This is a genomic window from Lentibacillus sp. JNUCC-1 (assembly GCF_009741735.1).
Lineage (GTDB): Bacteria > Bacillota > Bacilli > Bacillales > Amphibacillaceae > Lentibacillus_B.
This window is the reverse complement of the sequence record NZ_WHOH01000003.1, coordinates 1,461,142-1,487,029: the sequence shown is the minus strand read 5'-3', so window position 1 is coordinate 1,487,029 and position 25,888 is coordinate 1,461,142. Positions and strand designations below refer to the sequence as shown.

At 42.4% G+C, this 25,888-nt stretch carries 24 protein-coding genes; 23 read left to right on the top strand and 1 reads right to left on the bottom strand.

Annotated features, from left to right (window positions below):
• The 7 genes from JNUCC1_RS18110 to JNUCC1_RS19395 form a co-directional block, all read left to right on the top strand.
• A partial coding sequence (locus tag JNUCC1_RS18110; protein ID WP_156647075.1) for an amidohydrolase family protein occupies positions 1–643 on the top strand: 643 nt, incomplete at its 5' end.
• Positions 618–1,400 carry a dihydroorotate dehydrogenase electron transfer subunit gene (locus JNUCC1_RS18105; protein WP_156647074.1) on the top strand — a complete coding sequence of 261 codons (783 nt, stop codon included), beginning with the start codon at positions 618–620 and terminating at the stop codon, positions 1,398–1,400. The genes JNUCC1_RS18110 and JNUCC1_RS18105, both read left to right, overlap by 26 nt.
• The gene (locus JNUCC1_RS18100; RefSeq protein WP_156647073.1) at positions 1,397–2,332 is read left to right on the top strand and encodes a dihydroorotate dehydrogenase; all 936 of its coding nucleotides are present in this window, start codon (positions 1,397–1,399) and stop codon (positions 2,330–2,332) included. The genes JNUCC1_RS18105 and JNUCC1_RS18100 overlap by 4 nt, the downstream gene beginning before the upstream one ends.
• Complete coding sequence (pyrF, locus tag JNUCC1_RS18095; RefSeq protein ID WP_156647072.1) at positions 2,307–3,020, top strand: orotidine-5'-phosphate decarboxylase; 714 nt, start codon at positions 2,307–2,309, stop codon at positions 3,018–3,020. The genes JNUCC1_RS18100 and pyrF overlap by 26 nt, the downstream gene beginning before the upstream one ends.
• The gene (gene pyrE, locus JNUCC1_RS18090) at positions 3,004–3,618 is read left to right on the top strand and encodes an orotate phosphoribosyltransferase (protein ID WP_156647071.1); all 615 of its coding nucleotides are present in this window, start codon (positions 3,004–3,006) and stop codon (positions 3,616–3,618) included. Before pyrF ends, pyrE begins: the two co-directional genes overlap by 17 nt.
• Positions 3,619–3,680: 62 nt before the next feature.
• Complete coding sequence (locus JNUCC1_RS19400) at positions 3,681–4,127, top strand: LysR family transcriptional regulator (RefSeq protein ID WP_331713878.1); 447 nt, start codon at positions 3,681–3,683, stop codon at positions 4,125–4,127.
• Positions 4,103–4,537 carry a substrate-binding domain-containing protein gene (locus tag JNUCC1_RS19395; protein WP_331713877.1) on the top strand — a complete coding sequence of 145 codons (435 nt, stop codon included), beginning with the start codon at positions 4,103–4,105 and terminating at the stop codon, positions 4,535–4,537. Before JNUCC1_RS19400 ends, JNUCC1_RS19395 begins: the two co-directional genes overlap by 25 nt.
• A gap of 241 nt (positions 4,538–4,778) precedes the next feature.
• Here JNUCC1_RS19395 and JNUCC1_RS18080 read toward each other — a convergent pair whose 3' ends face one another.
• A complete protein-coding gene (locus tag JNUCC1_RS18080; protein ID WP_156647070.1) occupies positions 4,779–6,494 on the bottom strand; it encodes an Rqc2 family fibronectin-binding protein in 1,716 nt (571 codons plus the stop codon).
• A 122-nt stretch (positions 6,495–6,616) separates the two neighbouring features.
• Here JNUCC1_RS18080 and JNUCC1_RS18075 point away from each other — a divergent pair, with 122 nt between their 5' ends.
• The 16 genes from JNUCC1_RS18075 (at position 6,617) to JNUCC1_RS18000 (ending at position 25,705) form a co-directional block, all read left to right on the top strand.
• On the top strand, positions 6,617–9,271 hold the full coding sequence (locus JNUCC1_RS18075) for a calcium-translocating P-type ATPase, SERCA-type (RefSeq protein WP_331713876.1): 2,655 nt from the start codon (positions 6,617–6,619) through the stop codon (positions 9,269–9,271).
• Between the two features lie 258 nt (positions 9,272–9,529).
• On the top strand, positions 9,530–9,790 hold the full coding sequence (gene remA / locus JNUCC1_RS18070) for an extracellular matrix/biofilm regulator RemA (protein WP_156647068.1): 261 nt from the start codon (positions 9,530–9,532) through the stop codon (positions 9,788–9,790).
• A 32-nt stretch (positions 9,791–9,822) separates the two neighbouring features.
• Positions 9,823–10,443: a guanylate kinase gene (gene gmk / locus JNUCC1_RS18065; RefSeq protein ID WP_156647067.1), complete on the top strand. Its 621-nt coding sequence runs from the start codon at positions 9,823–9,825 to the stop codon at positions 10,441–10,443.
• Entirely contained in the window at positions 10,440–10,637 is a 198-nt protein-coding gene (gene rpoZ / locus JNUCC1_RS18060) for a DNA-directed RNA polymerase subunit omega (RefSeq protein WP_156647066.1), read from the top strand. Before gmk ends, rpoZ begins: the two co-directional genes overlap by 4 nt.
• Positions 10,638–10,789: 152 nt before the next feature.
• The gene (gene coaBC / locus JNUCC1_RS18055) at positions 10,790–11,995 is read left to right on the top strand and encodes a bifunctional phosphopantothenoylcysteine decarboxylase/phosphopantothenate--cysteine ligase CoaBC (RefSeq protein WP_156647065.1); all 1,206 of its coding nucleotides are present in this window, start codon (positions 10,790–10,792) and stop codon (positions 11,993–11,995) included.
• Positions 11,992–14,400 carry a primosomal protein N' gene (gene priA, locus JNUCC1_RS18050; protein WP_331713875.1) on the top strand — a complete coding sequence of 803 codons (2,409 nt, stop codon included), beginning with the start codon at positions 11,992–11,994 and terminating at the stop codon, positions 14,398–14,400. The genes coaBC and priA overlap by 4 nt, the downstream gene beginning before the upstream one ends.
• 13 nt (positions 14,401–14,413) lie before the next feature.
• Positions 14,414–15,349: a methionyl-tRNA formyltransferase gene (fmt, locus tag JNUCC1_RS18045; RefSeq protein WP_331713874.1), complete on the top strand. Its 936-nt coding sequence runs from the start codon at positions 14,414–14,416 to the stop codon at positions 15,347–15,349.
• Positions 15,350–16,696 (top strand): 16S rRNA (cytosine(967)-C(5))-methyltransferase RsmB, encoded by a 1,347-nt coding sequence (rsmB, locus tag JNUCC1_RS18040; RefSeq protein WP_156647063.1) that lies wholly within the window; start codon positions 15,350–15,352, stop codon positions 16,694–16,696.
• Between the two features lie 27 nt (positions 16,697–16,723).
• Positions 16,724–17,482: a Stp1/IreP family PP2C-type Ser/Thr phosphatase gene (locus tag JNUCC1_RS18035; protein WP_156647062.1), complete on the top strand. Its 759-nt coding sequence runs from the start codon at positions 16,724–16,726 to the stop codon at positions 17,480–17,482.
• A complete protein-coding gene (gene pknB, locus JNUCC1_RS18030) occupies positions 17,479–19,467 on the top strand; it encodes a Stk1 family PASTA domain-containing Ser/Thr kinase (protein ID WP_156647061.1) in 1,989 nt (662 codons plus the stop codon). Before JNUCC1_RS18035 ends, pknB begins: the two co-directional genes overlap by 4 nt.
• Positions 19,468–20,349, top strand: coding sequence for a ribosome small subunit-dependent GTPase A (gene rsgA / locus JNUCC1_RS18025; protein WP_156647060.1), 882 nt, complete (start codon positions 19,468–19,470; stop codon positions 20,347–20,349).
• Between the two features lies 1 nt (position 20,350).
• A complete protein-coding gene (gene rpe / locus JNUCC1_RS18020; protein WP_156647059.1) occupies positions 20,351–21,013 on the top strand; it encodes a ribulose-phosphate 3-epimerase in 663 nt (220 codons plus the stop codon).
• A 1-nt stretch (position 21,014) separates the two neighbouring features.
• Positions 21,015–21,674 carry a thiamine diphosphokinase gene (locus JNUCC1_RS18015; RefSeq protein WP_156647058.1) on the top strand — a complete coding sequence of 220 codons (660 nt, stop codon included), beginning with the start codon at positions 21,015–21,017 and terminating at the stop codon, positions 21,672–21,674.
• Positions 21,661–21,789: a stage V sporulation protein SpoVM gene (gene spoVM, locus JNUCC1_RS18010; RefSeq protein WP_331713873.1), complete on the top strand. Its 129-nt coding sequence runs from the start codon at positions 21,661–21,663 to the stop codon at positions 21,787–21,789. Before JNUCC1_RS18015 ends, spoVM begins: the two co-directional genes overlap by 14 nt.
• 892 nt (positions 21,790–22,681) lie before the next feature.
• Complete coding sequence (ltrA, locus tag JNUCC1_RS18005; protein ID WP_442915421.1) at positions 22,682–24,001, top strand: group II intron reverse transcriptase/maturase; 1,320 nt, start codon at positions 22,682–22,684, stop codon at positions 23,999–24,001.
• A gap of 240 nt (positions 24,002–24,241) precedes the next feature.
• Positions 24,242–25,705 (top strand): IS1182 family transposase, encoded by a 1,464-nt coding sequence (locus tag JNUCC1_RS18000; RefSeq protein WP_156643992.1) that lies wholly within the window; start codon positions 24,242–24,244, stop codon positions 25,703–25,705.
• Positions 25,706–25,888: the final 183 nt, after the last annotated feature.

Genomic DNA, 25,888 nt, shown 5'->3' with positions numbered 1-25,888 from the left:
TGAAAAAACAGGCTGCCATTACCATGTGTGCCACGTTAGTACGAAAGAATCAGTCAGGGTCATCCGTGATGCTAAAAAAGCTGGTATACGTGTAACTGCTGAAGTGACGCCTCATCATTTATTGTTGAACGAAACAGATGTATTAACGGATGATGCCAACTTTAAAATGAATCCCCCTCTAAGGAGTCCCGAGGATCACCAGGCCCTTATTGATGGTTTGAAAGATGGAACAATTGACTTTATAGCTACCGACCATGCTCCACATGCAGAAGACGAGAAAGCGCTAGGATTTATGCAAGCTCCATTCGGGATTGTTGGTTTGGAAACGTGCTTTTCGTTGATGTACACCCATCTCGTTAAAAGAGGTATCTTGACCCTCAGCGAATTGGTGGCATGCATGACCCGTAAACCAGCTGATGTCTTTGGACTTCCATACGGCAGACTTGAAGAAAATTCAGCTGCGGATCTGGTACTGGTTGATCTTGAGCACGCTTATCAAATTGATCCGGCTGATTTTGAATCATTGGGAAAAAACACTCCTTTTACAAATTGGCAGGTTGAAGGAAAAGTCTTATGGACCATGGTGGAAGGCGAAATTGTATACGAGGAGGGAAAGAATGAAGCAGTCAGTCATAACAACTGAGTATCAGAAGCATGTTTCTGACTTTGAAATTCTCTCTCTCAAGAAAGTCGCCTATGAAACTTTTGAACTTATTATGAGCAATAGATACATCAGTCAAAAAGCAGAACCTGGGCAGTTTTTACACGTCATTCTTGAAGGACATATGCTGGCAAGACCATTATCCATTGCTGATGTTGATAAGGTCAAAGAAACTGTAACGCTTTTATTTAAAATAAACGGTCAAGGTACGAAGACCCTTGCCTGTTTAGCTGCTGGTTCTATCCTCAGGGGGATTGGACCGCTTGGCAAAGGGTTTCCGCTAGACGTTCACCAGGGCAAAGATGTGCTGTTAGTTGGGGGCGGTATCGGCATTCCGCCATTATACTACCTGGCCAAAACGCTCTATAAAAAAGGTGTTTCAATTACATCAGTCCTAGGTTACCAATCGAAAAGTCACGTATTCTATGAATCTGAGTTTAACACAATTGGTAACACCATTATTATGACCAATGATGGAACATATGGTGAAAAAGGATTTGTTACCGATAAACTTTCTGGCTTGGGACATATTGATCGCTATTATTCATGTGGTCCTATTCAGATGCTGCGCGCGGTTCAAAAAACAATGCAAAATACAAAAGGTTTTCTGTCGATTGAAGAACGCATGGGATGTGGTGTTGGGACATGCATGGCATGCGTGATTCCGAGTCATGACGGAGGTTATCGCAAGATTTGTACGGACGGTCCAGTGTTTTCGGCAGAGGAGGTGTACTTATGAGCCGTTTATCAGTTGATTTACCTGGCTTAGCATTGAAAAATCCAATTATGCCTGCATCAGGCTGTTTTGGATTTGGCAGGGAGTACGGACAATTTTATGATTTGTCTAAACTTGGAGCTGTTATTATGAAATCGGCAACAGGCGATCGGCGTCCTGGAAACTCAACCCCCCGTGTTGCTGAAACGTCGATGGGTATGTTGAATGCTATAGGTCTTCAAAACCCAGGTGCAGAAGCCATTATCGAAAATGAAGTGCCGTTTTTGTCATCCTTCGATACAGAGATCATTGCCAATATCGCAGGCAAGACAATCCTTGAATATGAAACTGTAGCCCGTGCATTTAATGAAGTAGATTCGGTTTCAGCATTGGAATTAAATATATCTTGCCCTAATGTCAAAGAAGGCGGCATTCAATTTGGAACAGATCCTTTAATGGCTGCCAAAATAACTGAAGTGGTAAAAGAGAGCAGCAACAAACCTGTTTACGTTAAGTTATCACCAAACGTCACAAATGTTATAGAAATAGCAAGGGCAGTAGAAGACGCAGGAGCGGATGGGTTATCAATGATTAACACGCTTACAGGTATGCAAATGAATTTGCAAACACGACGTCCGCTATTGGCTAACAAAACCGGGGGCTTATCAGGTCCAGCCATTAAGCCCATCGCTATTCGCATGATCTATGAAGTTAGACAGTCTGTTTCAATCCCAATTATCGGTATGGGTGGCATTCAAACGGCTGAGGATGTGCTTGAATTTCTTCTTGCAGGTGCAAGTGCTGTGGCAGTTGGAACAGCTCATTTCACGAATCCGTTTATATGCCCGGAAATAATTGATGCTCTACCAGACGTTTTGGATCGTTATCACTTTGAAACTGTACAAGATGCAATCGGAAAGGGGCACCACCATGAACTCAATTTATCTGGCTCTTGATTTCAAGAATTGGTCCGAAACAGAACAATTTATTCGCAACCACCAATTAACAGGTGTCCCAGTCAAAATTGGTATGGAGTTATTTTATAGAGAAGGTGCTCAAGTTGTCTATCGTTTAAAAGAGAATGGACATCCTATATTTCTGGATCTCAAGCTGCATGACATACCTACCACCGTAAACAAGGCAATGCATAATGTAGCAGCATTGGGAGTGGATATGGTTACCATCCATGCAAGCGGCGGCAGTGCTATGATTCACAAAGCCAAGGAAGGATTAACTACAGGCTCCCAATCATCGAATATTCCAAAGCTGTTGGCTGTAACTGTTCTGACTTCAATGACTGAGGAGATGATAGAGAACGAGCTTAATATTACACAGAACATAGAGAATCAAGTCATTTCTTTGACGGATTTGGCCTTTCAAAATGGAGCTGATGGGGTTGTTTGTTCGGTTGCTGAAGCTGCAAGCATTAAATCTATTGTTGGAAAAGAATGCTTGACCGTTACCCCGGGAATCCGATTAAAGGATAGTCCGTCCGATGATCAGGCACGTATTGCCACACCTGAAATCGCACGTCAAAAGGGGGCGGATGTGCTTGTTGTTGGCCGTGCGGTCACACAAGCTGAGAATCCTTTTGAAGCTTATAGGAGAATTGAGAAGGAGTGGAAAAATGGAAAATCGTTTTGAACTTGTCAAGGCACTATTAAACATAGAAGCTGTTCAAATTAATCCAGATCATTATTTTACCTGGACATCTGGACTGAAATCTCCAATCTACTGTGATAACCGGCTCACAATGGGGCATCCCGACCTGAGAGATAAAATCGCCGAATCTTTTAGTCTTGAGTGTAAAACATTCGATTTTGATCCCGAAGTCATCGCGGGCTGTGCAACAGCGGGGATCCCTCATGCAGCATGGCTGGCAGGCATGCTGCATCTCCCAATGGTATATGTGCGCTCTAAACCAAAAGAACATGGGAAAGGCAATCAAATTGAAGGTCCGATAACACAGGGACAACGTGTGGTAGTGATCGAGGACCTTATTTCCACCGGCAACTCCGCTATCCAATCTGCGAAAGCCTTACAAGAGGCTGGTGCGAATGTTCTTGGCGTTTTAGCCATATTCAGCTACGGACTTACCCAGGCCAAAGAAAATTTTGCTGAGGCAGGACTTACATTCAAGTCATTGACCAACTTCGATGTCCTTATAGAACTACTTGAAAATGAAGGAGCCATTGACGTTGTACAAAAAGACAGATTGATTGATTGGCGTGCATCATTATAGTCCCAGCTGGTGAGGTTATATATGGTATAATGAAGTAAAGATCACATAAAGGATTGGACAATATGAAAATTGATGACTACTTATTACTCTTAAAACTAAACGAAATTGGAACCATCCGCGGAACGGCCAAAGCCATATTGATTTCTCAGCCTGCCGTAACACAACGCCTTAAGTGGATTGAAGATCATTTTGATGCCATTATTTTTATTCGTACACAGAAGAAACTTCAACCAACCCCTGCCGGCGAATTGATTCTCGCACATGCTCAAGAAGTTATAAAACGTGAACAAACTCTTGAAGCAAACCTGTCGCAGTCCAGAAACCAGATCCAAGGAACACTTTCGATTGCTTGTTCCTCGCTTGTAAGTCAACGTTTTCTGCCCGCTATTTTAGGGGGGTTCACGGCTGAGTATCCAAAGGTAACAATTGATCTTGTTACTGGGATCAGTGAGGATATTAAACAAAATCACAGGGATTATCACGTATGTGTAATCCGCGGGAGAAGTTAAAAGAATCAATTTGCCATCATCTTTTTGATGATGCGCTTTACATTTTTGACACAGAACCGTTTCCTGACGAAGGTGTTAAAGAACGTCCGTTAATTTCGTTTAATAGTGATGATAGTATGCATGATCTTGTAGATGATTGGTTATACCGGCATTCTCAAACCATTAAGCCGCAGCGTATGATTACTGTTGATCAGATTGAAACATGTAAACAGCTGATGAAGCAAGGGCTAGGTATGGCAGTTTTGCCGGAGAGTGTCTCAGAAGGAATGCAACAGGAATTCCCAAATATCCCGCTCATGATCGATGGCAAACGCGTCACCCGGGATACATGGGTATGCTACCACAAAGGCGGCACAGAACTGCCCCAGGTCCAAGCATTCATAAAAGCCCTTCAAAACCATCGCTTCTAACAAGAACCACCTATTCACACTTACCGTAAACTACGAACTAATCAGGTAGATTTTATAACTGCTTCTGGCAACCGCTCGGTGAAAACACTCCGCTTTCCACGGGCGCTGCTGAGCCTCCCGCTGAAGTCTCCGTGTTTTTCCCGAGCTTGGTTTTAGCGTCTAAATGACCTAGATGAATATGTGGACAGAACCGTCCAAGCCAATGAGTTAAAGGTAATAAAAAACGGGTGACTCTTAAGAGTCACCCGTTTTTTGTGTTGTGCATTTTTTGAACTGTGGCTGCGTCGGGTGTGACAAATATGGTTTTTTGTTGGTCGTATGTGACGAAGCCTGGCTTTGCGCCGTTTGGTTTTTTAACGTGTTTAACAGCTGTGTAGTCTACTGGAACCGAAGAAGACTGTCTGGATTTGCTGAAATAGGCTGCAAGCAAAGCTGCTTCTTCAATTGTCTCCATCGAAGGCTCATTGGATCTGATAATAACATGTGACCCTGGGATGTCTTTGGTGTGCAGCCAGATGTCGTTTCGATGAGCCATCTTAGTGGTGGCATATTCATTTTGCTTATTATTTTTTCCGACTAGGAGAAGTGTTCCATCAGAAGCATAATACGCATCAGGTACAGGCTTGACAGGTTTGTTCTTTTGTTTGCCGCGTTTTTGTTTTTTTAAATAGCCTTGTTCGCGCAGCTCTTCACGAATCTCTTCTATATCGTTTTCGCCCGCAGTTTCGATCTGTTGCAGCAATTGATCGAGATAATTCAGTTCGCGTTCAGTTTTTTTAATTTCTGATTTCATCTTCTTTCGGGATGTTTTTAGCTTTTGATATCGTTTAAAGAAATGTTGGGCATTTTCACTCGGCGTTTTTTGCGAATCCAACTTTATCTCAACTTGTCCCTGCTCAGGATCATAATAGTCCGTAACAGTAACAGAGGAATCACCTTGCTGCACAAGATGCATATGGGCTGTCAAGAGTTCTCCCATTTTTTGAAAATGATCAGCACGCTCGGCTTTTTTTAGGGTGTCAGCATGAATTTTGAGTTTGCGTTGATTTTTTTTCAATTCATTCTGAAGAAAACGATGGAGATCTTTCGCCTTCTGTTTGACCCTGTCCCGTTCTGCTTTACCTGAATAGAATGCATCGAGCATTTCACTCACATTGGGAAATGTTTGGTTTCCGTTAGTGATGTAAGTGATGGGAAGGACGTGGAAGTCTTCCCGTTGAGCAATGTAAATGGCAGGTGTATAGGTATTATTTACAATGCTGTCAAGGATGTTGTCTATAACCATCACATATTTTTCCTGGTTGCCCAAGCCTGCCCGTGAAACGATTTCTTTGGCAAAAAACGGTGAAAATCCGGACAGCGTATTGACGATTTGCTGATCGATCCGTCCTGCATTAAAGTCCAGTTTGTTCACACAGGTTTTCCCGTCCACCGTTAGCGGATTAAGCTTATTTTGTTGAGGAGGCAGTACATATTGGTGACCTGGCTGAATGGTTCTGTGTCTGTTCAGGGACATGGGGACATGTTTGAGACTATCTATAATATGGCCCTCTTCCCGGTCAATCAGCATAACGTTACTGTGCTTCCCCATTAATTCTACAATCAGCGTTTTATAAGTCTGATCACCTATTTCATTTCGTGCTTTAAGGGTGATCGTCAGGACGCGTTCCATCTCATGTTGTTCAATCGATTCAATAATGGCTCCAGTCAGGTGTTTTCGCAGCAGCATACAGAACATCGGCGGCTCAGCTGGATTTGTGTATTGATCTTCTGTTAAGTGAATCCGGGCATAAGCGGGATGGATTGAAAGCAGGAGCGCATTGTTTTTCCCGTTCGCTCTGACAGTAAATACGAGTTCAGTAGCAGTTGGCTGATAAATTTTATTAATTTTTCCCGTTAAAAGATTTGTTTGCAATTCTTGAGTGATTGCTCGTGTCACGATTCCATCAAATGGCATAATATTCACCTCTGTACGTCATTATAGCATTTTTACGGACAAGTCTGCATAGGATTACTTGAAAGCTTGTTTAAAACATGTAAACAGATGCACGCACTATTGCGGTCATGGAGGAATGCTATGTGAAATGGTATCAGCGGGATATTGAACAAATTGAACAGGAGCTCCAAGTTGCCTCCCATAAAGGTCTGAACGAAAAAAAAGTGAAAGCAAGACGTGAACAATACGGACCGAATGAGTTGCAAACCAGTCAAAAGACATCCAAGCTGTTGATTTTCCTGAAGCAATTTCAGGATTTTATGGTGCTTGTTTTGCTGGCTGCGACTCTTGTAGCTGGTCTGCTTGGTGAATATGTCGATGCTATCGCGATCATGGTCATTGTGTTAATTAACGGTTTTATCGGATTTTTTCAAGAACAAAAAGCTGAAAAGTCACTTGATAAGTTAAGAGAACTTTCAGCGCCAATGTCGCATGTGTTTAGAGATGGCGCATGGGAGCAGATCTCTTCACGTGAACTTGTGATTGGTGATGTCATTAAAATAGGGACTGGCGATAGAATACCAGCTGATATTCGAATCATCAAGTCCAATAGCATGGAAACAGAGGAATCAGCATTAACTGGAGAGTCCTTACCGGTTGTCAAGCATGCCTCAAAGATCAATCAAGATAATCTGGATCCGCAAGATCAGGTAAACATGGGCTTTATGGGTACAATGGTCACACGAGGGTCCGGGATGGGTATTGTTGTGGGGACAGGAATGCGTACAGTCATGGGTCAGATCGCCTCACTAATGGCGCAGACCAAGCAAACAATAACCCCGCTGGAATATAAACTTCGTGAACTCGGTAAAATACTGATCGTTGTGGCTCTTTTACTGACAGCTATGGTTGTCGTTGTTGGAATTTATCAAGGCCACCAGATATATGACATGTTTCTGGCCGGGGTATCACTTGCAGTAGCAGCAATTCCTGAAGGTCTTCCGGCGATTGTGACTGTTGCCTTATCACTTGGTGTGCAGCGCATGATTAAGAAAAAGGCAATTGTTAGAAAACTGTCTGCGGTGGAAACGCTTGGTTGTGCCTCAGTTATTTGCTCTGACAAAACCGGCACAATGACTGAAAATAAAATGACTGTTAAAGAAATGTATGTGAACGGCCAGTCGATTCAAGTGACTGGAGATGGATATCAGACAGATGGTGCATTTTACGCTGGGAAACAAAAGTTAAATCCGGCACATTCACACCTGGAATCGATGCTCTTATATGGCATGCTGTGCAACAATGCTATCCTTAAAGTTAAAAAGGGAGCTTACACTGTAGAGGGGGACCCTACAGACGGTGCATTGCTAGTAGCGGCACGGAAAGGCCACCTTACGCAGGACATGGAAGCACAATACACAATTATAAAAGAAATACCGTTTGACTCGGATAGAAAACGGATGAGTATGATTGTGGAAGATAAGAACCAGATGCGTTTTTTGATAACAAAAGGTGCGCCGGAAGTAATTTTGCCAAGAACTGCTTTTCATATGGTTAATGATAGTAGACAATTGTTGAAGCCAAAAGACCAAGAGCAGATTGAAGAAGCCGTTAATCACATGGCCATAAAAGCTTTAAGAACAATTGCGATTGCAATTAAGCCTTTGTCAAAAGACGAAACACCGGATGATGTCTTACTTGAAAAAGATCTTACCTTTATTGGTCTCTACGGTTTGATGGACCCCCCTCGAAAAGAAGTAAAGCAAGCTGTTAAAGATTGTAAAGAAGCTGGAATTAAAACAGTAATGATCACAGGCGATCATGCTCAGACTGCTCGTGCCATTGCTGATGATATCGGATTGCTTCCGGATGATGGATTGGTGCTAACAGGGTCAGACCTTAATCAAATGTCAGTTGGAGATTTGGAAGCAATAATCGATGAGGTATATGTATTTGCGCGAGTCACGCCAGAGCATAAATTGAAAATTGTTGAGGCTTTTCAGGCACGGGGGCACATTGTTGCAATGACAGGAGACGGGGTAAATGACGCTCCAGCGATTAAAGCGAGCAATATCGGAATCAGCATGGGGAAAAGCGGAACAGATGTAACAAAAGAGGCTTCATCACTTATTTTAATGGATGATAACTTTGCAACAATCAAAGAGGCTATCAACGAAGGCCGGAATATATACGAGAACATTCGTAAATTCATTCGTTACTTGCTGGCCTCAAACGTGGGTGAAATTCTTGTCATGTTATTTGCCATGCTCATGGCTATGCCACTGCCACTCGTGCCAGTGCAAATATTATGGGTCAACCTTGTTACAGATGGGTTGCCCGCAATGGCGCTAGGGCTTGATAAAGCAGAAAAGGATGTAATGAAACGCGGACCCAGGCACCCAAAAGAAGGGGTATTTGCGAGAGGGCTTGCCTTTAAAATCATCAGCCGGGGCATACTGATTGGGGTTGTTTCATTAATTGCGTTTGTATCTGTTTATCAAAGTGATGCTGATAACCTCGTTCATGCCAGAACAGTTGCCTTTACAACCCTGGTTATGGCTCAGTTGATCCACGTGTTTGATTGCCGAAGTGACCATTCGATATTTGCAAGAAACCCGTTTGGCAACTTGTACTTGGTATTTGCTGTGTTATCTTCTGTGCTGCTTTTGCTGGTTGTTATATACTGGGCCCCATTGCAGCCGATTTTCCATACCACAGGGCTTGGATTAATGGACTGGATGTTGATTCTGCCGCTCAGTGCCCTGCCTACAATTTTGTTTGGTTTCACAAAAAAATAATTCAACTCAGCTCCCGGGTTAATCCGGGAGTTTTTTATGCAGTGAGTGCAATCTTGTTTCGATTGTCTGTTGTATTGAAGGATTTGTTGGTATAATATAGGTTGTTGTACATAGTCGCAGAGGGATTAGTTTAAGAATAACTTCAAGATATCGAGCAAATGGTTGTATTTTGGTGTTATCTTTATTTATAATGAATTTAGTATGCGATTTTAAAGTTATATAAGTTGAAATGGCTTCATACTAAAGGGGGAAGCTTAAATGGGATTAAGTTTAATTAATATTGGTTTTGGAAATGTTGTATCTGCAGATCGTATTATTTCAATTGTATCGCCGGAATCCGCACCTATTAAACGTATTATAACGGTTGCGAGAGATAATAATAAACTTGTAGACGCTACATATGGCAGACGGACGCGCGCTGTTATTATCACTGACAGTGATCACGTTATTCTGTCAGCTGTTCAGCCGGAGACTGTCGGACAACGCGTTATTGCAAATGACGACACGCAAGAGGAATAAATAGATTTAGAAACAGGCGAGGAGGAAAGTCATTGATTGACGAGAAAGGCATTCTATTCGTACTCTCCGGCCCTTCCGGTGTAGGAAAAGGGACAGTCAGAAAAGAATTATTCAGCCGAGAGACGAATCTTAAATACTCAACCTCCATGACAACAAGGGCAATGCGTCCCGGAGAACAAGAGGGCGTTGATTATTTTTATAAAACAAAAGAGGAATTTGAAACTTTAGTTGAACAAAACCGTTTGCTGGAATATGCTCAATATGTTGACAACTATTACGGCACGCCCCGCGAATATGTTGAAGAAATGTTAGAAGGCGGACATGATGTTTTTTTAGAGATTGAAGTGCAGGGTGCGCTTCAAGTAAAAGAAAACTTCCCGGAAGGGGTCTTTATATTTTTATTCCCGCCGAGTCTTGAGGAACTTAAAGACAGAATTATAAACAGGGGAACAGAAGCAGAAGAGCTGGTTTTGAACAGGCTTAAAGAGGCTAAAAAAGAAATAGATATGATGGATGCTTATGATTATGTTGTTGTAAATGATCAAGTCGATCTGGCAGCAACCAAAATTCAAGCCATTATTCAAAGTGAGCACTGCAAGCGGGAACGGATCGCAAGTCAATATAAATCCATATTGGAGGATGATACGTTATGATGCTGGAACCATCCATTGATGTTTTGCAAGAAAAGATCAAGTCTAAATACACACTCGTTACTTTATCGGCCAAACGCGCCAGACAGCTGTTGCAAACAAACAGTCCTTTGATTGAAGACTCCAAGTCCAATAAACTTGTAGGTGTAGCACTAGAAGAAATCAAATCTGGTGATATTTACGTCAAACAAGATTAATACCATCATTCAAGCCCCTCGATTATTTTCCGAGGGGTTTATCATTTATGTTTAAGAAAAAATGTCAGTATAAAAAATCACATTATGGTATATTTAGGTTAGTCAATGTCAGAATCACATCTGCTTAAGGCAGAAAGGGAGATTGTTATAAAATGCATGATAAACATATCGTGGTAGGGGTTACAGGAGGAATTGCGGCTTATAAAGCGTGTGCACTTGTAAGTAAACTCACACAGAAAGGTGCACAGGTGAAAGTCGTTATGACCAGTCATGCGGCTGAATTTGTGAAACCGTTGACTTTCCAAGCGCTGTCAAGGCAGCCTGTTTATACTGATACATTTGATGAAAAGGATCCTGAGAAAATTGCGCATATTGATGTTGCTGACTGGGCTGATATCGTTATTCTCGCTCCTGCAACCGCTAATATCCTGGGGAAGCTTGCGAATGGTATCGGTGATGATATGCTTTCAACCGTTTTACTGGCCACACAGGCAGATGTTTACATTGCACCGGCTATGAATGTTCACATGTATGCTCATCCCGCGGTGATGGCAAATATGAAAACCCTTGAAGAGCGCGGCTGTAATTTTATCGAGCCAGGCGCTGGTTATTTGGCTTGCGGTTATGTCGGAAAAGGCCGTTTGGAAGAGCCGGAGAGCATCATTGAAACAATAGAACGTCATCAAGCTGCAGAACAGAATTTATATGGCAAAACAGTCCTTATTACAGCAGGACCAACGCGAGAGGCGGTAGATCCGGTGCGGTTTTTCTCAAATCGTTCCTCAGGCAAGATGGGATTTCGACTCGCTGAAACTGCGGCGCAGAGGGGGGCAAAAGTGATACTCATATGCGGGCCTGTTGCGTTATCCATACAACATAAAAATATTGAAAGAATTGATGTGACAACGGCAGAAGAGATGTACGAAGCTGTGCATAAACGTTTTGAGGAAGCGGATATTGTCATAAAAGCAGCGGCTGTAGCGGATTACCGCCCCAAAAACATACTGGAGCAGAAGCTTAAGAAACAACCTGGCGACTTTCAGGTTGAAATGGAGCGCACTAAAGACATTCTCATGTCACTTGGGGAGCGCAAACAGGACCAGTACATCGTTGGCTTTGCTGCTGAAACAAATGATCCCCTTGAAAACGGAAAAGATAAGCTTAAAAGAAAAAATTTAGATGCGATTGTGGTTAACGACGTGACAGAAACAGGTGCAGGGTTCCAAGGTGACACCAATAAAGCCATATTCATCAATAAATTACTTCAAGAAGAACATATGCCGCTCACATCAAAACAAGAGATGGCGAACCATATATTATCTTTGGTGGTCCGTGATTTAGAGGAGGCTGCAATGTGACGATCGTAAAAGTCATTGTCGATGTACCTGCAAGTACCATCAATCAGACATTTGACTATGCTGTGCCTAAAAATTTGGAAGCGATTGTCCAACCTGGCATGAGAGTTGTTGTTCCCTTTGGTGTCAGAACCATTACAGGTTTCATTGTGAATTTCACAAAAGAATCGGAAGTTGAAAACTTAAAATATATTGTTGAAATTCTGGACCTGACACCAGTCTTGACACATGAGTTGATTAGACTGGGGAAATGGCTTGCAGACGAAACCCTCAGTTTGTATATTACAGTTTTCCAGGCCATGCTCCCACAAGTGTTTAAATCCACTTATGAAAAAGAACTTATAAAATTGACAGATGCGCATTTGCCCGAGGACATAGAAAACATGTTCGGGGATTTTGACACAGTCCCTTATGAAGCTATTGAGCAAGCAGGGGTATCATATTCCAGTTTGCAAAAATGTATCGAGGAAGGTTATCTATATGTCAATTACATCGTAAAATCCCGCGTCACAAAGAAGTACGCCACCTTTATTAAACCGCAAAAACCGGTCCATATGTTGGAAGAAGCGCTACTGGATCTGTCTCAAGGAGCCAAAAAACAGCGAGAAGTGCTCAGCTTTTTTATTCAAATGCCTCAGAGTATTGAACAGAAGACACTGCTCGAAACATTAAACACAACCACCAGTCCTGTTAAAGCACTTTCATCAAAAGGTCTTTTAAGCATTACGCGTGAAGAAGTATACCGAAATCCATTTGATGACGATAGCATCGAAAGAACTGAGCCACTCGCGCTTACCGATGAACAAGCGAAAGCAATTGAACCAGTCAAAGCTGACCTTGCTGAAGAAAAACACCGCGTTCATCTCATTCACGGGGTAACAGGCAGCGGAAAAACTGAAATATACTTACAAATCATTCAAGATGTTATTGAACAAGGTAAGGAAGCGATTGTTCTTGTACCAGAGATATCATTAACTCCACAAATGGTCAGAAGATTTAAAGGCAGGTTTGGCAAGCAAGTTGCCGTTTTACACAGTGCTTTATCAGCTGGAGAAAAGTATGATGAATGGCGTCGCATTCATCAAAAAACGGTAAATGTCGTAGTAGGCGCCCGTTCAGCTGTTTTCGCGCCATTTGAGCATCTTGGTGTAATCATTATTGATGAAGAACATGAAACAACTTATAAACAGGAAGAACAACCCAGATATCATGCACGAGACGTGGCCGTATACAGAGGCCGGGAGCACAACTGTCCTGTAATTCTTGGGAGTGCCACACCATCCTTGGAATCCTATGCCCGGGCTCAAAAAGGACGTTATGAGCTAGCGGTGCTGAAAGAACGGACCAACAAGCAAACAATGCCCGACGTCAACATCGTGGATATGCGAAATGAACTGCATGCAGGAAACCGCACCATGTTTTCGCGGGAATTGATTGACAGCACTCATACACGCATTGAACAGGGTGAACAAATTGTTCTATTGCTAAATCGACGCGGTTACTCAACATTTGTCATGTGCCGTGATTGTGGTCATGTAAGTGAATGCCCCAACTGTGACATTGCGCTGACTTTTCATAAAAACGCCAACCGATTGAAATGTCATTATTGCGGATATGAAGAAAAAGTACCGCTGACCTGTCCCGCATGTGCCAGTGATATGATTCGCTATTTTGGAACAGGTACACAGAAGGTAGAAGAGGCACTTGTGCAATTGCTCCCGGAAGCTCGTGTGATCCGCATGGATGTTGATACGACGAGAAGGAAAGGCTCGCATGAACGACTCCTTCAAAAATTCGGAAAGCAAGAAGCGGATATTTTACTTGGGACTCAAATGATTGCCAAAGGGCTCGATTTTAAAAATGTCACACTTGTTGGGGTTCTGACAGCAGATTCAATGCTGCATTTGCCTGATTTTCGATCAGCTGAAAAAACATTTCAATTACTGACACAAGTAAGCGGGCGCGCTGGCAGACACTCATTACCGGGTGAAGTCATTGTGCAAACTTATACGCCGGAGCATTACAGTATTGAACTTGCAAGCACATATCAGTTTGAAGCATTTTACAAACGTGAGATGATGCTTAGAAAAACATTTCAATATCCGCCATTTGTGTTTTTAGCTTTAATAACGATTTCCCATCCAGAGAAATTGAAGGTTGTTCAGACCAGCCAGACGATTGCTGGGCTATTGTCCAAATATACCCATGAAGAAACAACCATACTGGGCCCGACTCCGTCACCGATTGCTCGTATGAAAAATAGATTCCGTTACCAATGCATGGTAAAATACAAATATGAACCGAACTTAAAACAATTAATTCAGAAAATCACTCGGCAATTTGACCGAGAAACAACCCGTGGCGAACTGATGATTACAGTAGACATGCAACCTTACCAGCTTATGTAGGAGGAAGATGGACGTGAAAAAAATTGTGTTTATGGGAACGCCTGATTTTTCGGTCCCCATTTTAAATGCTTTGATTGAATCAGATTATGAAATAGTGCTTGTAGTCACCCAGCCTGATCGCCCTAAAGGGAGAAAGAAAGTTATGACCCCTCCCCCTGTGAAAGTTGCTGCCCAGGAAGCCGGACTCAAAGTTTATCAGCCGGAAAAGCTCCGCGCGGGGTATCAATATATTCTGGAGTATGAATCCGATTTGATTGTAACCGCGGCCTATGGACAACTTTTGCCGAATGAATTGCTTGAAGTGCCGCAATTTGGTTGTATCAATGTCCACGCTTCCTTGTTGCCCGAATTAAGAGGCGGTGCTCCCATTCATTACGCCATTTTACAAGGAAAAGAACAAACTGGGATTACGATCATGTATATGGCAGAAAAGTTGGATGCCGGTGACATTTTGTCTCAAGCAGCGATTCCGATTGCAGAGAGTGATGATGTGGGAACACTTCATGACAAGTTATCTGAACTCGGTACACAGTTATTACTTAAAACATTGCCAGATATTTTCTCAGGTGCGGTTGAACCCAGGGAGCAAGATGAAAGGCTGGCAACATTTGCGTCTAATATTAGACGGGGAGAAGAGGAGATTGACTGGAGAAAAGACCATACGGAGATCTTTAACCATATTCGTGGGCTCTGTCCTTGGCCCGTTGCTTATACGACCTTTAAGGGGGATCCGCTTAAAATATGGCGTGCTCAAAAAAATGAAAACACTTATCCGGGTCAACCGGGAGAGATTGTCGATGCGACAAATGGCTCCATAATAGTGGGATGCGGCAATCATAAGGGGATCGAAATCACGGAACTGCAGCCGGCAGGTAAAAAAAGAATGTCTGCAGGGGATTTTTTGCGGGGGACAACTGAACTAACTACAGGTATGAAATTAGGTGATTAAATGACCAATCCGCAGCAACTCAGATCAGCTGTACTAGACGTTCTTATAAAAATTGAGCAGCAAAGTGGTTATAGCCATCTTGTCATCAGCCATGCAATCAACCAGCAGGATATCAGTAAAAAGGATGAAGGGTTGTTCACGGAAATTGTTTATGGAACCATGCAGCGCAAAATAACCCTTGATTACTTTTTAGACGCTTTTCTCGCGCCCAAACATAAAATTAAACCTTGGGTCAAAATGCTTCTTCGGATGTCGATTTACCAAATGGTCTACCTGGATAAAGTACCAGATCATGCTATTATCCATGAAGCAGTTGAAATAGCTAAAAGAAAAGGCCATAAAGGAATCGCCTCGCTTGTTAATGGCATCCTTAGAAACATTCAGCGTAAGGGTGTCCCTGACTTGGACGGTATAAAACCTTTATCCAAGCAGCTTTCGATCAGGACCAGCCATCCAGAATGGCTGGTTGAACGTTGGATTGATATGTATGGTACCGATTTAACAGAAGCGATGTGCATGGCCAACCTGGAGCACAAACCAATTTCCATTCGAACACAGCCCTTGAAAATAACACAAAAAAACCTGGTAGCACAGCTGGAGCAAGAAGGCTTCGTGACACATCCGTCATTTTTTTCTACTCAGGCAATTGTCCTTGAAAAAGGCAATATACTTAAAACCAGCGTGATCTCCAGTGGACTGGCAACTATCCAGGATCAAACCTCTATGCTGGCAGGAGAAGTGCTTAATGCCAGTGAAGGCATGACAGTATTGGACGCCTGCAGTGCGCCAGGTGGTAAAGCAACGCATATAGCGGAGAAGATGCAGAACACGGGCACTCTATATGCTTACGACCTACATGAAAAGAAAACCCGTTTAATAGATGAGAAGGCTAGGACGCTTGGTATTACCATCATTTCAGCTGATCAAGCGGATGCGCGAACGTTAAGATCACGTCACGCCAACGAATCTTTCGACCGAATTCTTGTAGACGCTCCTTGTTCAGGACTGGGAGTCATCCGAGGCAAGCCTGATATTAAGTATACGAAACAGCCCTCTGACATTGAAAACCTGTCACATATTCAACTTGATATCCTTAAAGAACTTGCTCCCCTTTTGAAAAAAGGCGGGAAATTGGTATACAGCACGTGTACAGTAGACAAAGCTGAAAACGAGAATGTGATAAAAACCTTTTTGGCAGATCACTCAGATTATAAGGTTGACCCAGATTTCTGGCAAGACTTACCTGATCAGTTAAGGTTATCACCTGGAGTGACAGATTATGGCCTGCAAATTTTCCCACAAACATTTGAGACCGATGGCTTTTTCTTGGTACGGTTAACGAAATAATGTCTTGTGTTGAGAGAGGTGAACGTAATGAAGAGAGTATTTGCAACAGACAGGGGTCAGGTGCGGCATCATAATGAAGACTCAGTGGGGATTTACAGGAATCTAACCGGTCAGCCAATGGCTGTAGTTGCGGATGGTATGGGTGGACATCAAGCAGGTGATGTTGCCAGCACGCTGACAACAACCATGTTGCAGAAAGCTTGGGCCCCTACAAATGAATTCACCATACCCGAAGAAACCGAGTTATGGATTGACGAAAATATACAACATGTTAATGACGCGGTTTATACAAAGGCCGCTTCTGACCCGGGATACCAAGGGATGGGCACGACGGTCGTGATTGCTGTATGCACAAATGAATTTGTGACACTGGGCCATATCGGTGACAGCCGCTGTTATCTACTCAATAGTAATGGGTTTGTTCAGATGACAGAGGATCATTCACTTGTAAACGAACTGATGCGCTCCGGGGAGATTACAAAAGAAGAAGCACGTACACATCCGAGAAAAAATGTTGTGCTCAAAGCATTAGGAACAGAAGCAAAAATAGCTGCAGACATTAAAACGATCAGCTGGGAGGATGGGGACAAACTATTATTATGTTCAGACGGACTAACCGATAAAGTGACTGAAGAAGAGCTGGAAAATTGGTTATCTGAATCCAATGATATTGAACAGCTGGCACAAGAGATGATAAGCGTGGCAAATGAGAGAGGCGGAGAAGACAATATATCTCTTGCAATTGTAACAAATGATGCCCTGAAAGAAGAAGGTGAGGCTTCATGATGGAGGGTCATTTGTTAAATGAACGTTACAGAATCAAAGAAACCATCGGCGGGGGCGGGATGGCCAATGTCTATTTAGCACGCGATATAATTTTAGAACGTGATGTGGCCATTAAAGTGCTTCGATTTGAGTATGCCAATGATGAAGAATTTATCGCAAGGTTTGACCGTGAGGCACAATCTGCGACGAGTCTGTCTCACCCTAATATCGTGAGTATTTATGATGTTGGGGAAGAGGATCACATTTTATACATGGTAATGGAACACATAGACGGTATGACATTAAAAGAATATATTCAGCTCCATGGACCACTGGGTGTTGAAGAGGCGATCAGCATTATGAAGCAAATCACTTCTGCCATCTCACACGCCCATGCCAACGATATCGTACATCGTGATATTAAACCCCAGAATATATTAATCAATACATATGGAGACGTAAAAGTAACCGATTTTGGAATTGCAGTGGCGCTGAGCTCAACGGCATTGACACAAACAAATGCTGTTTTAGGTTCTGTTCATTACCTGTCCCCAGAACAAGCACGAGGCGGCATGGCAACCAAGAAATCTGATATATACTCTCTGGGGATTGTATTGTTTGAATTACTGACAGGAAGGCTTCCTTTCTCGGGGCAAACCCCTGTAGCAATCGCATTAAAACACTTGCAAAGCGAAACGCCTTCTGTAATTCGGTTTAATCCTGAAGTTCCACAGAGTGTAGAAAACATTGTTCTAAAGGCGACCGCTAAAGATCCTTTTCACCGGTACGGGAATGTATACGAAATGGAACAGGTTCTTGAGACAGCACTTGATCCGGAAAACCTTGAAGCAGTTCCCTTTGTCCCACCTGAAGAGGCAGGAGAAGAAACTAAAGCAATCCCGGTAATTACGGATAGCCAGTATTCAAACAGTAAAAATGACGACACGATCGTACACAAAACAGACAGCCCAACCAAACAAGTGAAGCCTGTATCCGAAAAGAAAAAAAAGCCTAAAAAACGTAAAAAATGGCTTTGGATCACCCTGTTGCTGCTGTTTTTAATTGGTGGAGGCGTTGCTGCTGCATTAGTCATACCAGGAATGCTGGAGCCTGACGAAGCTGAAATCCCCGACGTTGTGGGTATGACTTATGAAGAGGCATCTGACGAACTTGAACAAGTAGGTTTGTCAGGAGTTGAAGAGGAAATCTATTCGGACGAAGTTGAAAAAGGTTTGGTTGTAAAAACCGATCCTAAAGTTGGGCGCTCGATCCCAGTGGATCAAGAAGTCACGATACTTGTCAGTGAAGGAAAAGAACCTGTTTCATTTGAAGATTATACAGGACAAAACTTCAACCAAGTTGAGCGTATCTTAAATAACAAGGGCTACGATGATATTATGGCCATAGAGAAAAACTCAGACCTCCCTGAGGGAGAAATTATTAAACAAATTCAACCTGACCCTGACGATAAAGTGATTCCTGAGGAAACGCGTGTGATATTTGATGTGAGTGCTGGACCGGAAGAAATTACATTAATCAATCTAAAAAATATGACTGAAGCAGAAGTAAACCGATATCTTGATGAAAATAACCTTAAGATGAACAAACGGAGTGAGCACTCTGATACCATCCCAGCGGGGGAAGTTATTCGTCAAAGCCCATCAGCATCAACCAGGATGGAACAGGGCGGACAAGTAGATGTTGTCTTCTCCAGCGGCCCGGAAGCCAAGCCAATCTCCACCGTTTACCAAACCTTTACGGTTAAATATAAACCTAATAAGGACAATAGCGGTGAAGAAGAAACGCCACAACCACAGCAGGTAACGATTTATATTGAGGATATGGAACGTGACATGACACACGTTGCAGAACAACAGGAAATTACCGAAGATACCGAGTTTACAATTGAACTTACGATAGAACCAGGAGAAAAAGCTTCGTATAAAGTGGTTCGGGACGAAGATACTGTGATCGAAAAAACGGTCCCCTATAAGGAAGGTGAATAAATGCTTGAAGGAAGAATTATAAAGGCGTTGAGCGGTTTTTATTATGTTAAAACCCATAATCAAATATATCAGACAAGAGGACGTGGACTTTTTCGCAACCAATCCATTAAACCCCTTGTGGGTGATCTTGTTAAATTTGATGCCAGAGAAGAAATGGAGGGTTATATAACGGAGATTCTGCCCAGACGCAATGAATTAATTCGTCCACCAATAGCCAATATTGACCAGGCTATCGTGATGAGCTCAGCTGAAAATCCCTCTTTTTCACCGCTTTTGCTGGACAGGTTTCTCGTACTGCTTGAAGCAAAGCAGATTCACGCAGTCATTGTGATTTCCAAGATGGACTTGGCTGCAACAGAGAAACTTGCGGAAGTCCGTTCAACTCTTAATGCATATGAAGCACTTGGTTATCCAGTATTAAGTTTATCAGCTCACAATCATGACGAATTACAGAAGTTAGAGCCCCATATAAACAACAAAGTAAGTGTGATTGCCGGACAGTCAGGCGTTGGAAAGTCGACTCTTATTAATGCACTTGATGAAACGCTTGAACTGGAAACAGGCGCTATTTCCAAAAGTCTGGGCAGGGGACGACACACGACACGGCATGTTGAACTCTTGGAGGTTTACGAAGGCTTAGTGGCTGATACACCGGGTTTCAGCTCTATAGATTTCAGTGACATTGAACTGCAAAGTTTAAGCAGCTGCTTTCCGGAAATCCGTAATCGGCAAGACGATTGTAAATTTCGAGGCTGCTCACATCGGACTGAGCCTGGTTGTGCTGTTAAAGCGGCTGTAGAAGCGCAAGAGATTGCAACATTCAGATACAATCATTATCTTCGTTTTTATGAAGAAATACAATCACGGAAGCCGAGGTATTAATATGACAAAAATAGCACCTTCTATTCTTTCAGCTGATTTTGCACGATTAGGAGCTGAAATAACAGAAGTAGAAAAAGGCGGGGCGGATTTCATTCATGTTGATGTAATGGACGGGCATTTTGTCCCAAATATTACTATCGGCCCTTTAATTGTTGAAGCTGTACGGCCTGTCACAAAATTGCCGCTTGACGTTCATTTGATGATTGAAAATCCTGACGCATATATCCCTGCATTTGCTAAGGCAGGTGCTGATATTATAAGTGTTCATCAAGAGACTTGTCCGCACCTGCACCGCACGTTGCACTTGATTAAACATCATGGTGCAAAAGCCAGTGTAGTACTCAACCCTGCCACCCCTGCAGAGATGATCCGTGATATTCTTCCCGATGTTGACATGGTTCTGATCATGACAGTTAATCCAGGATTTGGCGGGCAAAGTTTTATTGAAAGTACGCTTCCTAAAATCAGGCAAATTGCGAAATGGCGAGAAGAAGCAGATTTGTCATTTAACATACAGGTTGACGGGGGCGTCACAACAGAAACAGCCGGGTTGTGTACAGAAGCAGGTGCTGATATTCTTGTAGCGGGCAGTGCTGTATTTAATAAACCAGACAGAAAACAAGCAATAAACGCTATCAGATCGGCTGCTCAGAAAGGTTTTTAAGATGGTAAAAATAGCAATTGTGGGTGGTGGGCCTGAGACAAGTATCCCAGATTTGCGCTTGACCCAAGAAGCTGAGGGAATAGATATGTGGATCGGAGCCGATCGCGGTGCCCTATCAATTTTGGAGCATGGACTGAGGTTAGATTACGCTGTGGGGGATTTCGATTCAGTTACTGAAAATGAAGAAAACGAAATCAGACAAAAAGCAAAAAAATATGTTCCTTACCCACCAGAAAAAGATTGGACTGACTTAGAACTGGCAGTTAAATATGCCTGTTCACTTACTCCGAGCTATTTATACATGTTTGGCCTGAGTGGAGGGAGACTTGATCATACATTGATCAACATCCAAATGATCGTGAAATTGACAGATCAAAATATACCTGCTGCCCTGATCGATCAAAATAACCTATTGACAGCAGCACATCCCGGCACACATGAAATTAAACAAGATCGCCGCTTTCCGTATATATCATTTATTCCTCAGACAGAACATGTCAGAGGGCTGACTTTGAGCGGTTTTTACTATTCATTATCACAGGCTGATATATCTTGGGGGTCAACGCTTTGTATTTCTAACAAGCTTATTGGAAATAATGGTACTTTTTCCTTCGACAGCGGCATATTATTAATTATAAAGAGCCGTGATGCTCTGGGGTAACGCCGGAGTTGTACAAGAGGAGGGGGAACTCATGAAATTTTATACCATTAAACTCCCGCGATTTGTTGGTGGTTTTGTACAGATGATCATTGGGGTTTTTAAAAAGGAAAAATAAGAACTCTAAGCTTTTGTCATACACGTGGCAAAAGCTTTCTTCTTTTATAGGAGCAATCCGAAACGGTGTTTTCATAATAAGTAGTTACATGTAACTAAAGCACAATATAAGTAAACTGCGAACTAAAAAGCATAGTAGGTCAACACCCATCAATGTATATAAGAGCACCGTGATTTGCGCTCCGGGAAGTCGCTTTCCGCGGGCACGGCCTCAGCCTCCTCGCGGAAAGACCACCGCTGTGGGGTCTTCGGACTCGTGCTGTTCCCGCAGGAGTCGACTTCCCTCCGCTCCAATCACTCTATGTAATTCAGTGGCTTGGATGGTTCTGCACACGTATTAATCTGGGACATTAACACGCTCTAACCAAGCTCGGGGAAAACACGGAGACTCCTGGTGCGGCCGAGCATAGGTCGTAATATATAACGGGTGGAATCCCCGTCGAGAAAGAACTAGCCATTCGCTCGTAGCGAGTCTTGGACGGCAAATGGTAACATTTGCCCTTAAGCGTAGACAGCGAGGTGATGGGCCGTAAGCCAAGCGGTTGAAGGGATTGAGCTCCGAAATTCGTGCTTTCAGGAAGGTCGATATGCTCAGGAGCATAGAAGGCAACATTGCTATGATCGACAAGGCAAGATCATAACAGCTTCCTCGGAGTCGGTGACCTCGGCACGTCACACATTGATATATTATGGCAACTCGGGAGGTCCTTTAGATCTCTTCTGACGAAGAGTAATGACGAACAAGCGATAATAAAGTAAGGGCTGTCAGATGTCTAAAGGAAGTCGGATAGCGGCATAGTACCAAAGAAATCGGGTAACTCCGATGGAGGGAAGGCCGCTACCCGTCATCGACCTTGAAAGGGAAACATTATCTACACCCAGAGGTGGAATTAATGATGGAAACGAAACTAACAAGGATAGCAGAATTAGCTAAGAAAGATAAGAATATGGCGTTTACGTCATTGGCACATCTCTTAAACGTGAACAATCTTAAACAATGTCATTATGAATTGCCTAGTGAAAAAGCCAGAGGTACAAAAGGAATTTCTAAGGAAGGCTACGGCGATAACCTCAATGAAAATGTCGATGATCTGGTCAAACGGCTTAAGAACAATGCTTACCGCCCTGTACCAGTCAGACGCACTTACATTGATAAGCCGGGCTCGAGAAAGAAAAGACCTTTAGGTATCCCTGACCATGAGGATAAGATTGTTCAACGGGCTATAGGGAAGATTCTTAATGCCATATATGAGAATGATTTTCTTGAAAGCTCTTTTGGCTTCCGCCCTAACAGAAACTGTCATGATGCGTTGAAAATCCTGAATGTATATATTGAAAAGCGCCCCACCAACTTTGTGGTGGATGCTGATATTAAAGGATTCTTTGACAATGTCGATCATGACTGGATGATGAAGTTTCTGAACCATCGTATCAAAGACCCGAACCTCTTAAGAATCATCCGACGCTTCCTTAAGGGAGGTTACATGGAGGAAGGAAAGTATTTTGATACGGATAAAGGGACTCCGCAAGGAGGGATCATTTCCCCCATTTTAGCGAATGTGTATTTGCACTATGTACTAGACCTATGGTTTGAGAAACGGGTCAAGAAGCAATGCAAAGGACATGCATACATCGTGCGCTATGCCGATGACTTTGTATGTTGTTTTCAGTATGAGGACGAAGCAAAAGCTTTCTACTCAGCATTAATTAAAAGACTAGCCAAATTTGGCTTGGAAATAGCTGAAGACAAAACAAGTATCATTTCATTTGGTCGAAACGCTGGAAATGGAGGATCTGGAAAGCCATCTACATTTGATTTTCTTGGCTTCACGCACTATTGCAGTAAAAGCCGAACCGGTAACTTTCGTGTTAAACGAAAGACCAGTCGCAAGAAAATGAAAGCCAAGCTAGCGAATCAAAAGGAGTGGCTGAAAGCCAATCGAAACAGAGATATTCAAGAGATTATGGCAAGACTCGATCGGTCACTTAAAGGATATTACAACTATTATTGTATTACAGATAATACGTTGGCGGTGGAGGAATTCCTCTACCGGGTCAAGCAATTGTTATTTAAGTGGATGAATCGACGGAGTCAAAGGAAATCTTTTAGTTGGGATAAATTCAACTTATTCTTAAGAAAATACCCCTTGCCCAAGCCGAAAATGAAAGTGAACATTTACGAACTAAGAAACGAGATTAGCTATATTTTGTAAATGATGATAGGAAGAGCCGTGTGCGGTAATACTGCACGCACGGTTCTGTGAGGAGTGAGGAATACTCTCGAAAACTAGAGAGTATTCCCGCTTACTCGACCGGGAGGAAAAGCCTTGGTGAGACCCCGGAGGTCGATAGGAGGCCACTGAAAAAGTCCTCTAAATATCTAGGTAGGAGGTGATTTATAATCTGCGATTGCTTATAATGAAAATAATAAAAAAGAAAGTGGGAGATCGTAAATGTTAGCAAGTCAACAATCCTTAAACATTAGCTCCTATACGGATCTCTACGAGATCATTATTCCTAATGATAATTTTCTCCGTCGCATCAATGAGCTAGTTGATTTTAGTTTTATTATAGAGGAATTAAAAAATAAGTATTCTCATAATAATGGACGAAATGCGGTCTCCCCTATTCGAATGTTCAAATACCTACTGTTGAAACGTATTTATGATCTATCAGATAGTGACGTTGTAGAACGCTCAAGATATGATATGTCCTTTAAATATTTTTTGGAAATGGCTCCTGAGGACCCAGTCATTGATTCGAGTTCCTTAACAAAGTTTCGCAAATTGCGTCTCGAGGATAAAAATATGTTAGATTTACTTATTAATAAAACCGTTGAAATCGGGATAGAACAAGGTGTACTCGAGAGTAATATATTAATTGTGGATGCCACACATACCGCTTCTCGACACAATTCTAAATCAGCCAATGACTTTTTAAAAGAGAAAGCGAAGCTGGTGCGTAAAGCTGTATATGGGTTTGATGAATCTATGAAAGAAAAATTTCCAGTCAAACCTTCTTACGATGATATTAATGAAACAACTGAGTATTGTGAGTCTCTAATCAAGACGATTGAACAAGAACCGGAAATCAGCAACATGCCGACTGTGAAGGAAAGAATAAATCTATTAAAAGAAGTCTTGGATGACTGCGAACATCAAACAGTTCTTTCGGATGACCAGGATGCCCGCACAGGGCACAAGACATCAGATAGTTCATTTTTTGGTTACAAAACACATTTGGCTATTTCAAGGGAGAGAATTATTACAGCTGCATCAGTTACTACAGGAGAGAAAAGTGATGGTAAGTATTTAAAAGAACTCGTACAAAAAAGCAAAGATGCTGGCATGAAAGTAGATACAGTTATTGGAGATACTGCATACTCTGGAACGAATAACTTAAAGTTAGCAAAAGAAGAATCGTTTCAATTAGTGTCCAAACTGCATCCGGTTATTACAAATGGAAAAAGACACGATACTGGGTTTGAATTTAATAAGGATGCAGATATGTTTGTATGTCCGGCAGGACATTTAGCAACAAAAAAGTTATACAAGAATAGAAAAAATCGAAATGCCCAATTAAAGTTTTACTTTGATGTGGATAAGTGTAAAACTTGTCCTTTACGGGACGGATGCTATAAAGATGGAGCCAAAACCAAAACGTATTCTGTTTCAGTGAAGTCAACGGAACATAAAGATCAGGAGGCTTTCCAGCAAAGTGAAGCTTTTAAAGAAATAGCAAAAGATCGATACATGATTGAGGCTAAGAATAGTGAATTGAAAAATAGGCACGGATACGACAGAGCCGCATATTCGGGTTTATTTGGCATGGAATTGCAAAGTGCGGCGACGATATTTGTAGTTAATTTAAAAAGAATAATGAAGCTGATAGACAAAAAAGAGCAAGCTTCTGAGTAATAGAGGAGCTTTTTTTCTTTTTACTGCGAAAAAAAGCTCCGTTTTTTTGTTTTATTTTTCTTGTTTCGCTCTTCCTAAAAAAAGAGGGTGATTTTCAGTGGCCTCGGTCGATAGACCGAGGAGGCTCAGCAGCGCCCACTGGACGCGGAGTGTTTTACCCGAGCGGTTGCAAGAAGCAGTCAT

What these genes read in the sequence shown, in the direction of transcription:
- JNUCC1_RS19400 (WP_331713878.1), top strand. Translation starts at nt 3,681, where the DNA reads ATGAAAATTGATGACTACTTATTACTCTTAAAACTAAACGAAATTGGA.
- JNUCC1_RS19395 (WP_331713877.1), top strand. Translation starts at nt 4,103, where the DNA reads ATGTGTAATCCGCGGGAGAAGTTAAAAGAATCAATTTGCCATCATCTT.
- JNUCC1_RS18000 (WP_156643992.1), top strand. Translation starts at nt 24,242, where the DNA reads ATGTTAGCAAGTCAACAATCCTTAAACATTAGCTCCTATACGGATCTC.
- JNUCC1_RS18015 (WP_156647058.1), top strand. Translation starts at nt 21,015, where the DNA reads ATGGTAAAAATAGCAATTGTGGGTGGTGGGCCTGAGACAAGTATCCCA.
- remA (WP_156647068.1), top strand. Translation starts at nt 9,530, where the DNA reads ATGGGATTAAGTTTAATTAATATTGGTTTTGGAAATGTTGTATCTGCA.
- rpoZ (WP_156647066.1), top strand. Translation starts at nt 10,440, where the DNA reads ATGATGCTGGAACCATCCATTGATGTTTTGCAAGAAAAGATCAAGTCT.
- JNUCC1_RS18100 (WP_156647073.1), top strand. Translation starts at nt 1,397, where the DNA reads ATGAGCCGTTTATCAGTTGATTTACCTGGCTTAGCATTGAAAAATCCA.
- JNUCC1_RS18105 (WP_156647074.1), top strand. Translation starts at nt 618, where the DNA reads ATGAAGCAGTCAGTCATAACAACTGAGTATCAGAAGCATGTTTCTGAC.
- pyrE (WP_156647071.1), top strand. Translation starts at nt 3,004, where the DNA reads ATGGAAAATCGTTTTGAACTTGTCAAGGCACTATTAAACATAGAAGCT.
- rsgA (WP_156647060.1), top strand. Translation starts at nt 19,468, where the DNA reads ATGCTTGAAGGAAGAATTATAAAGGCGTTGAGCGGTTTTTATTATGTT.
- spoVM (WP_331713873.1), top strand. Translation starts at nt 21,661, where the DNA reads ATGCTCTGGGGTAACGCCGGAGTTGTACAAGAGGAGGGGGAACTCATG.
- JNUCC1_RS18080 (WP_156647070.1), bottom strand. Translation starts at nt 6,494, where the DNA reads ATGCCATTTGATGGAATCGTGACACGAGCAATCACTCAAGAATTGCAA.
- coaBC (WP_156647065.1), top strand. Translation starts at nt 10,790, where the DNA reads ATGCATGATAAACATATCGTGGTAGGGGTTACAGGAGGAATTGCGGCT.
- JNUCC1_RS18035 (WP_156647062.1), top strand. Translation starts at nt 16,724, where the DNA reads ATGAAGAGAGTATTTGCAACAGACAGGGGTCAGGTGCGGCATCATAAT.
- pyrF (WP_156647072.1), top strand. Translation starts at nt 2,307, where the DNA reads ATGAACTCAATTTATCTGGCTCTTGATTTCAAGAATTGGTCCGAAACA.
- ltrA (WP_442915421.1), top strand. Translation starts at nt 22,682, where the DNA reads ATGATGGAAACGAAACTAACAAGGATAGCAGAATTAGCTAAGAAAGAT.
- pknB (WP_156647061.1), top strand. Translation starts at nt 17,479, where the DNA reads ATGATGGAGGGTCATTTGTTAAATGAACGTTACAGAATCAAAGAAACC.
- rpe (WP_156647059.1), top strand. Translation starts at nt 20,351, where the DNA reads ATGACAAAAATAGCACCTTCTATTCTTTCAGCTGATTTTGCACGATTA.
- rsmB (WP_156647063.1), top strand. Translation starts at nt 15,350, where the DNA reads ATGACCAATCCGCAGCAACTCAGATCAGCTGTACTAGACGTTCTTATA.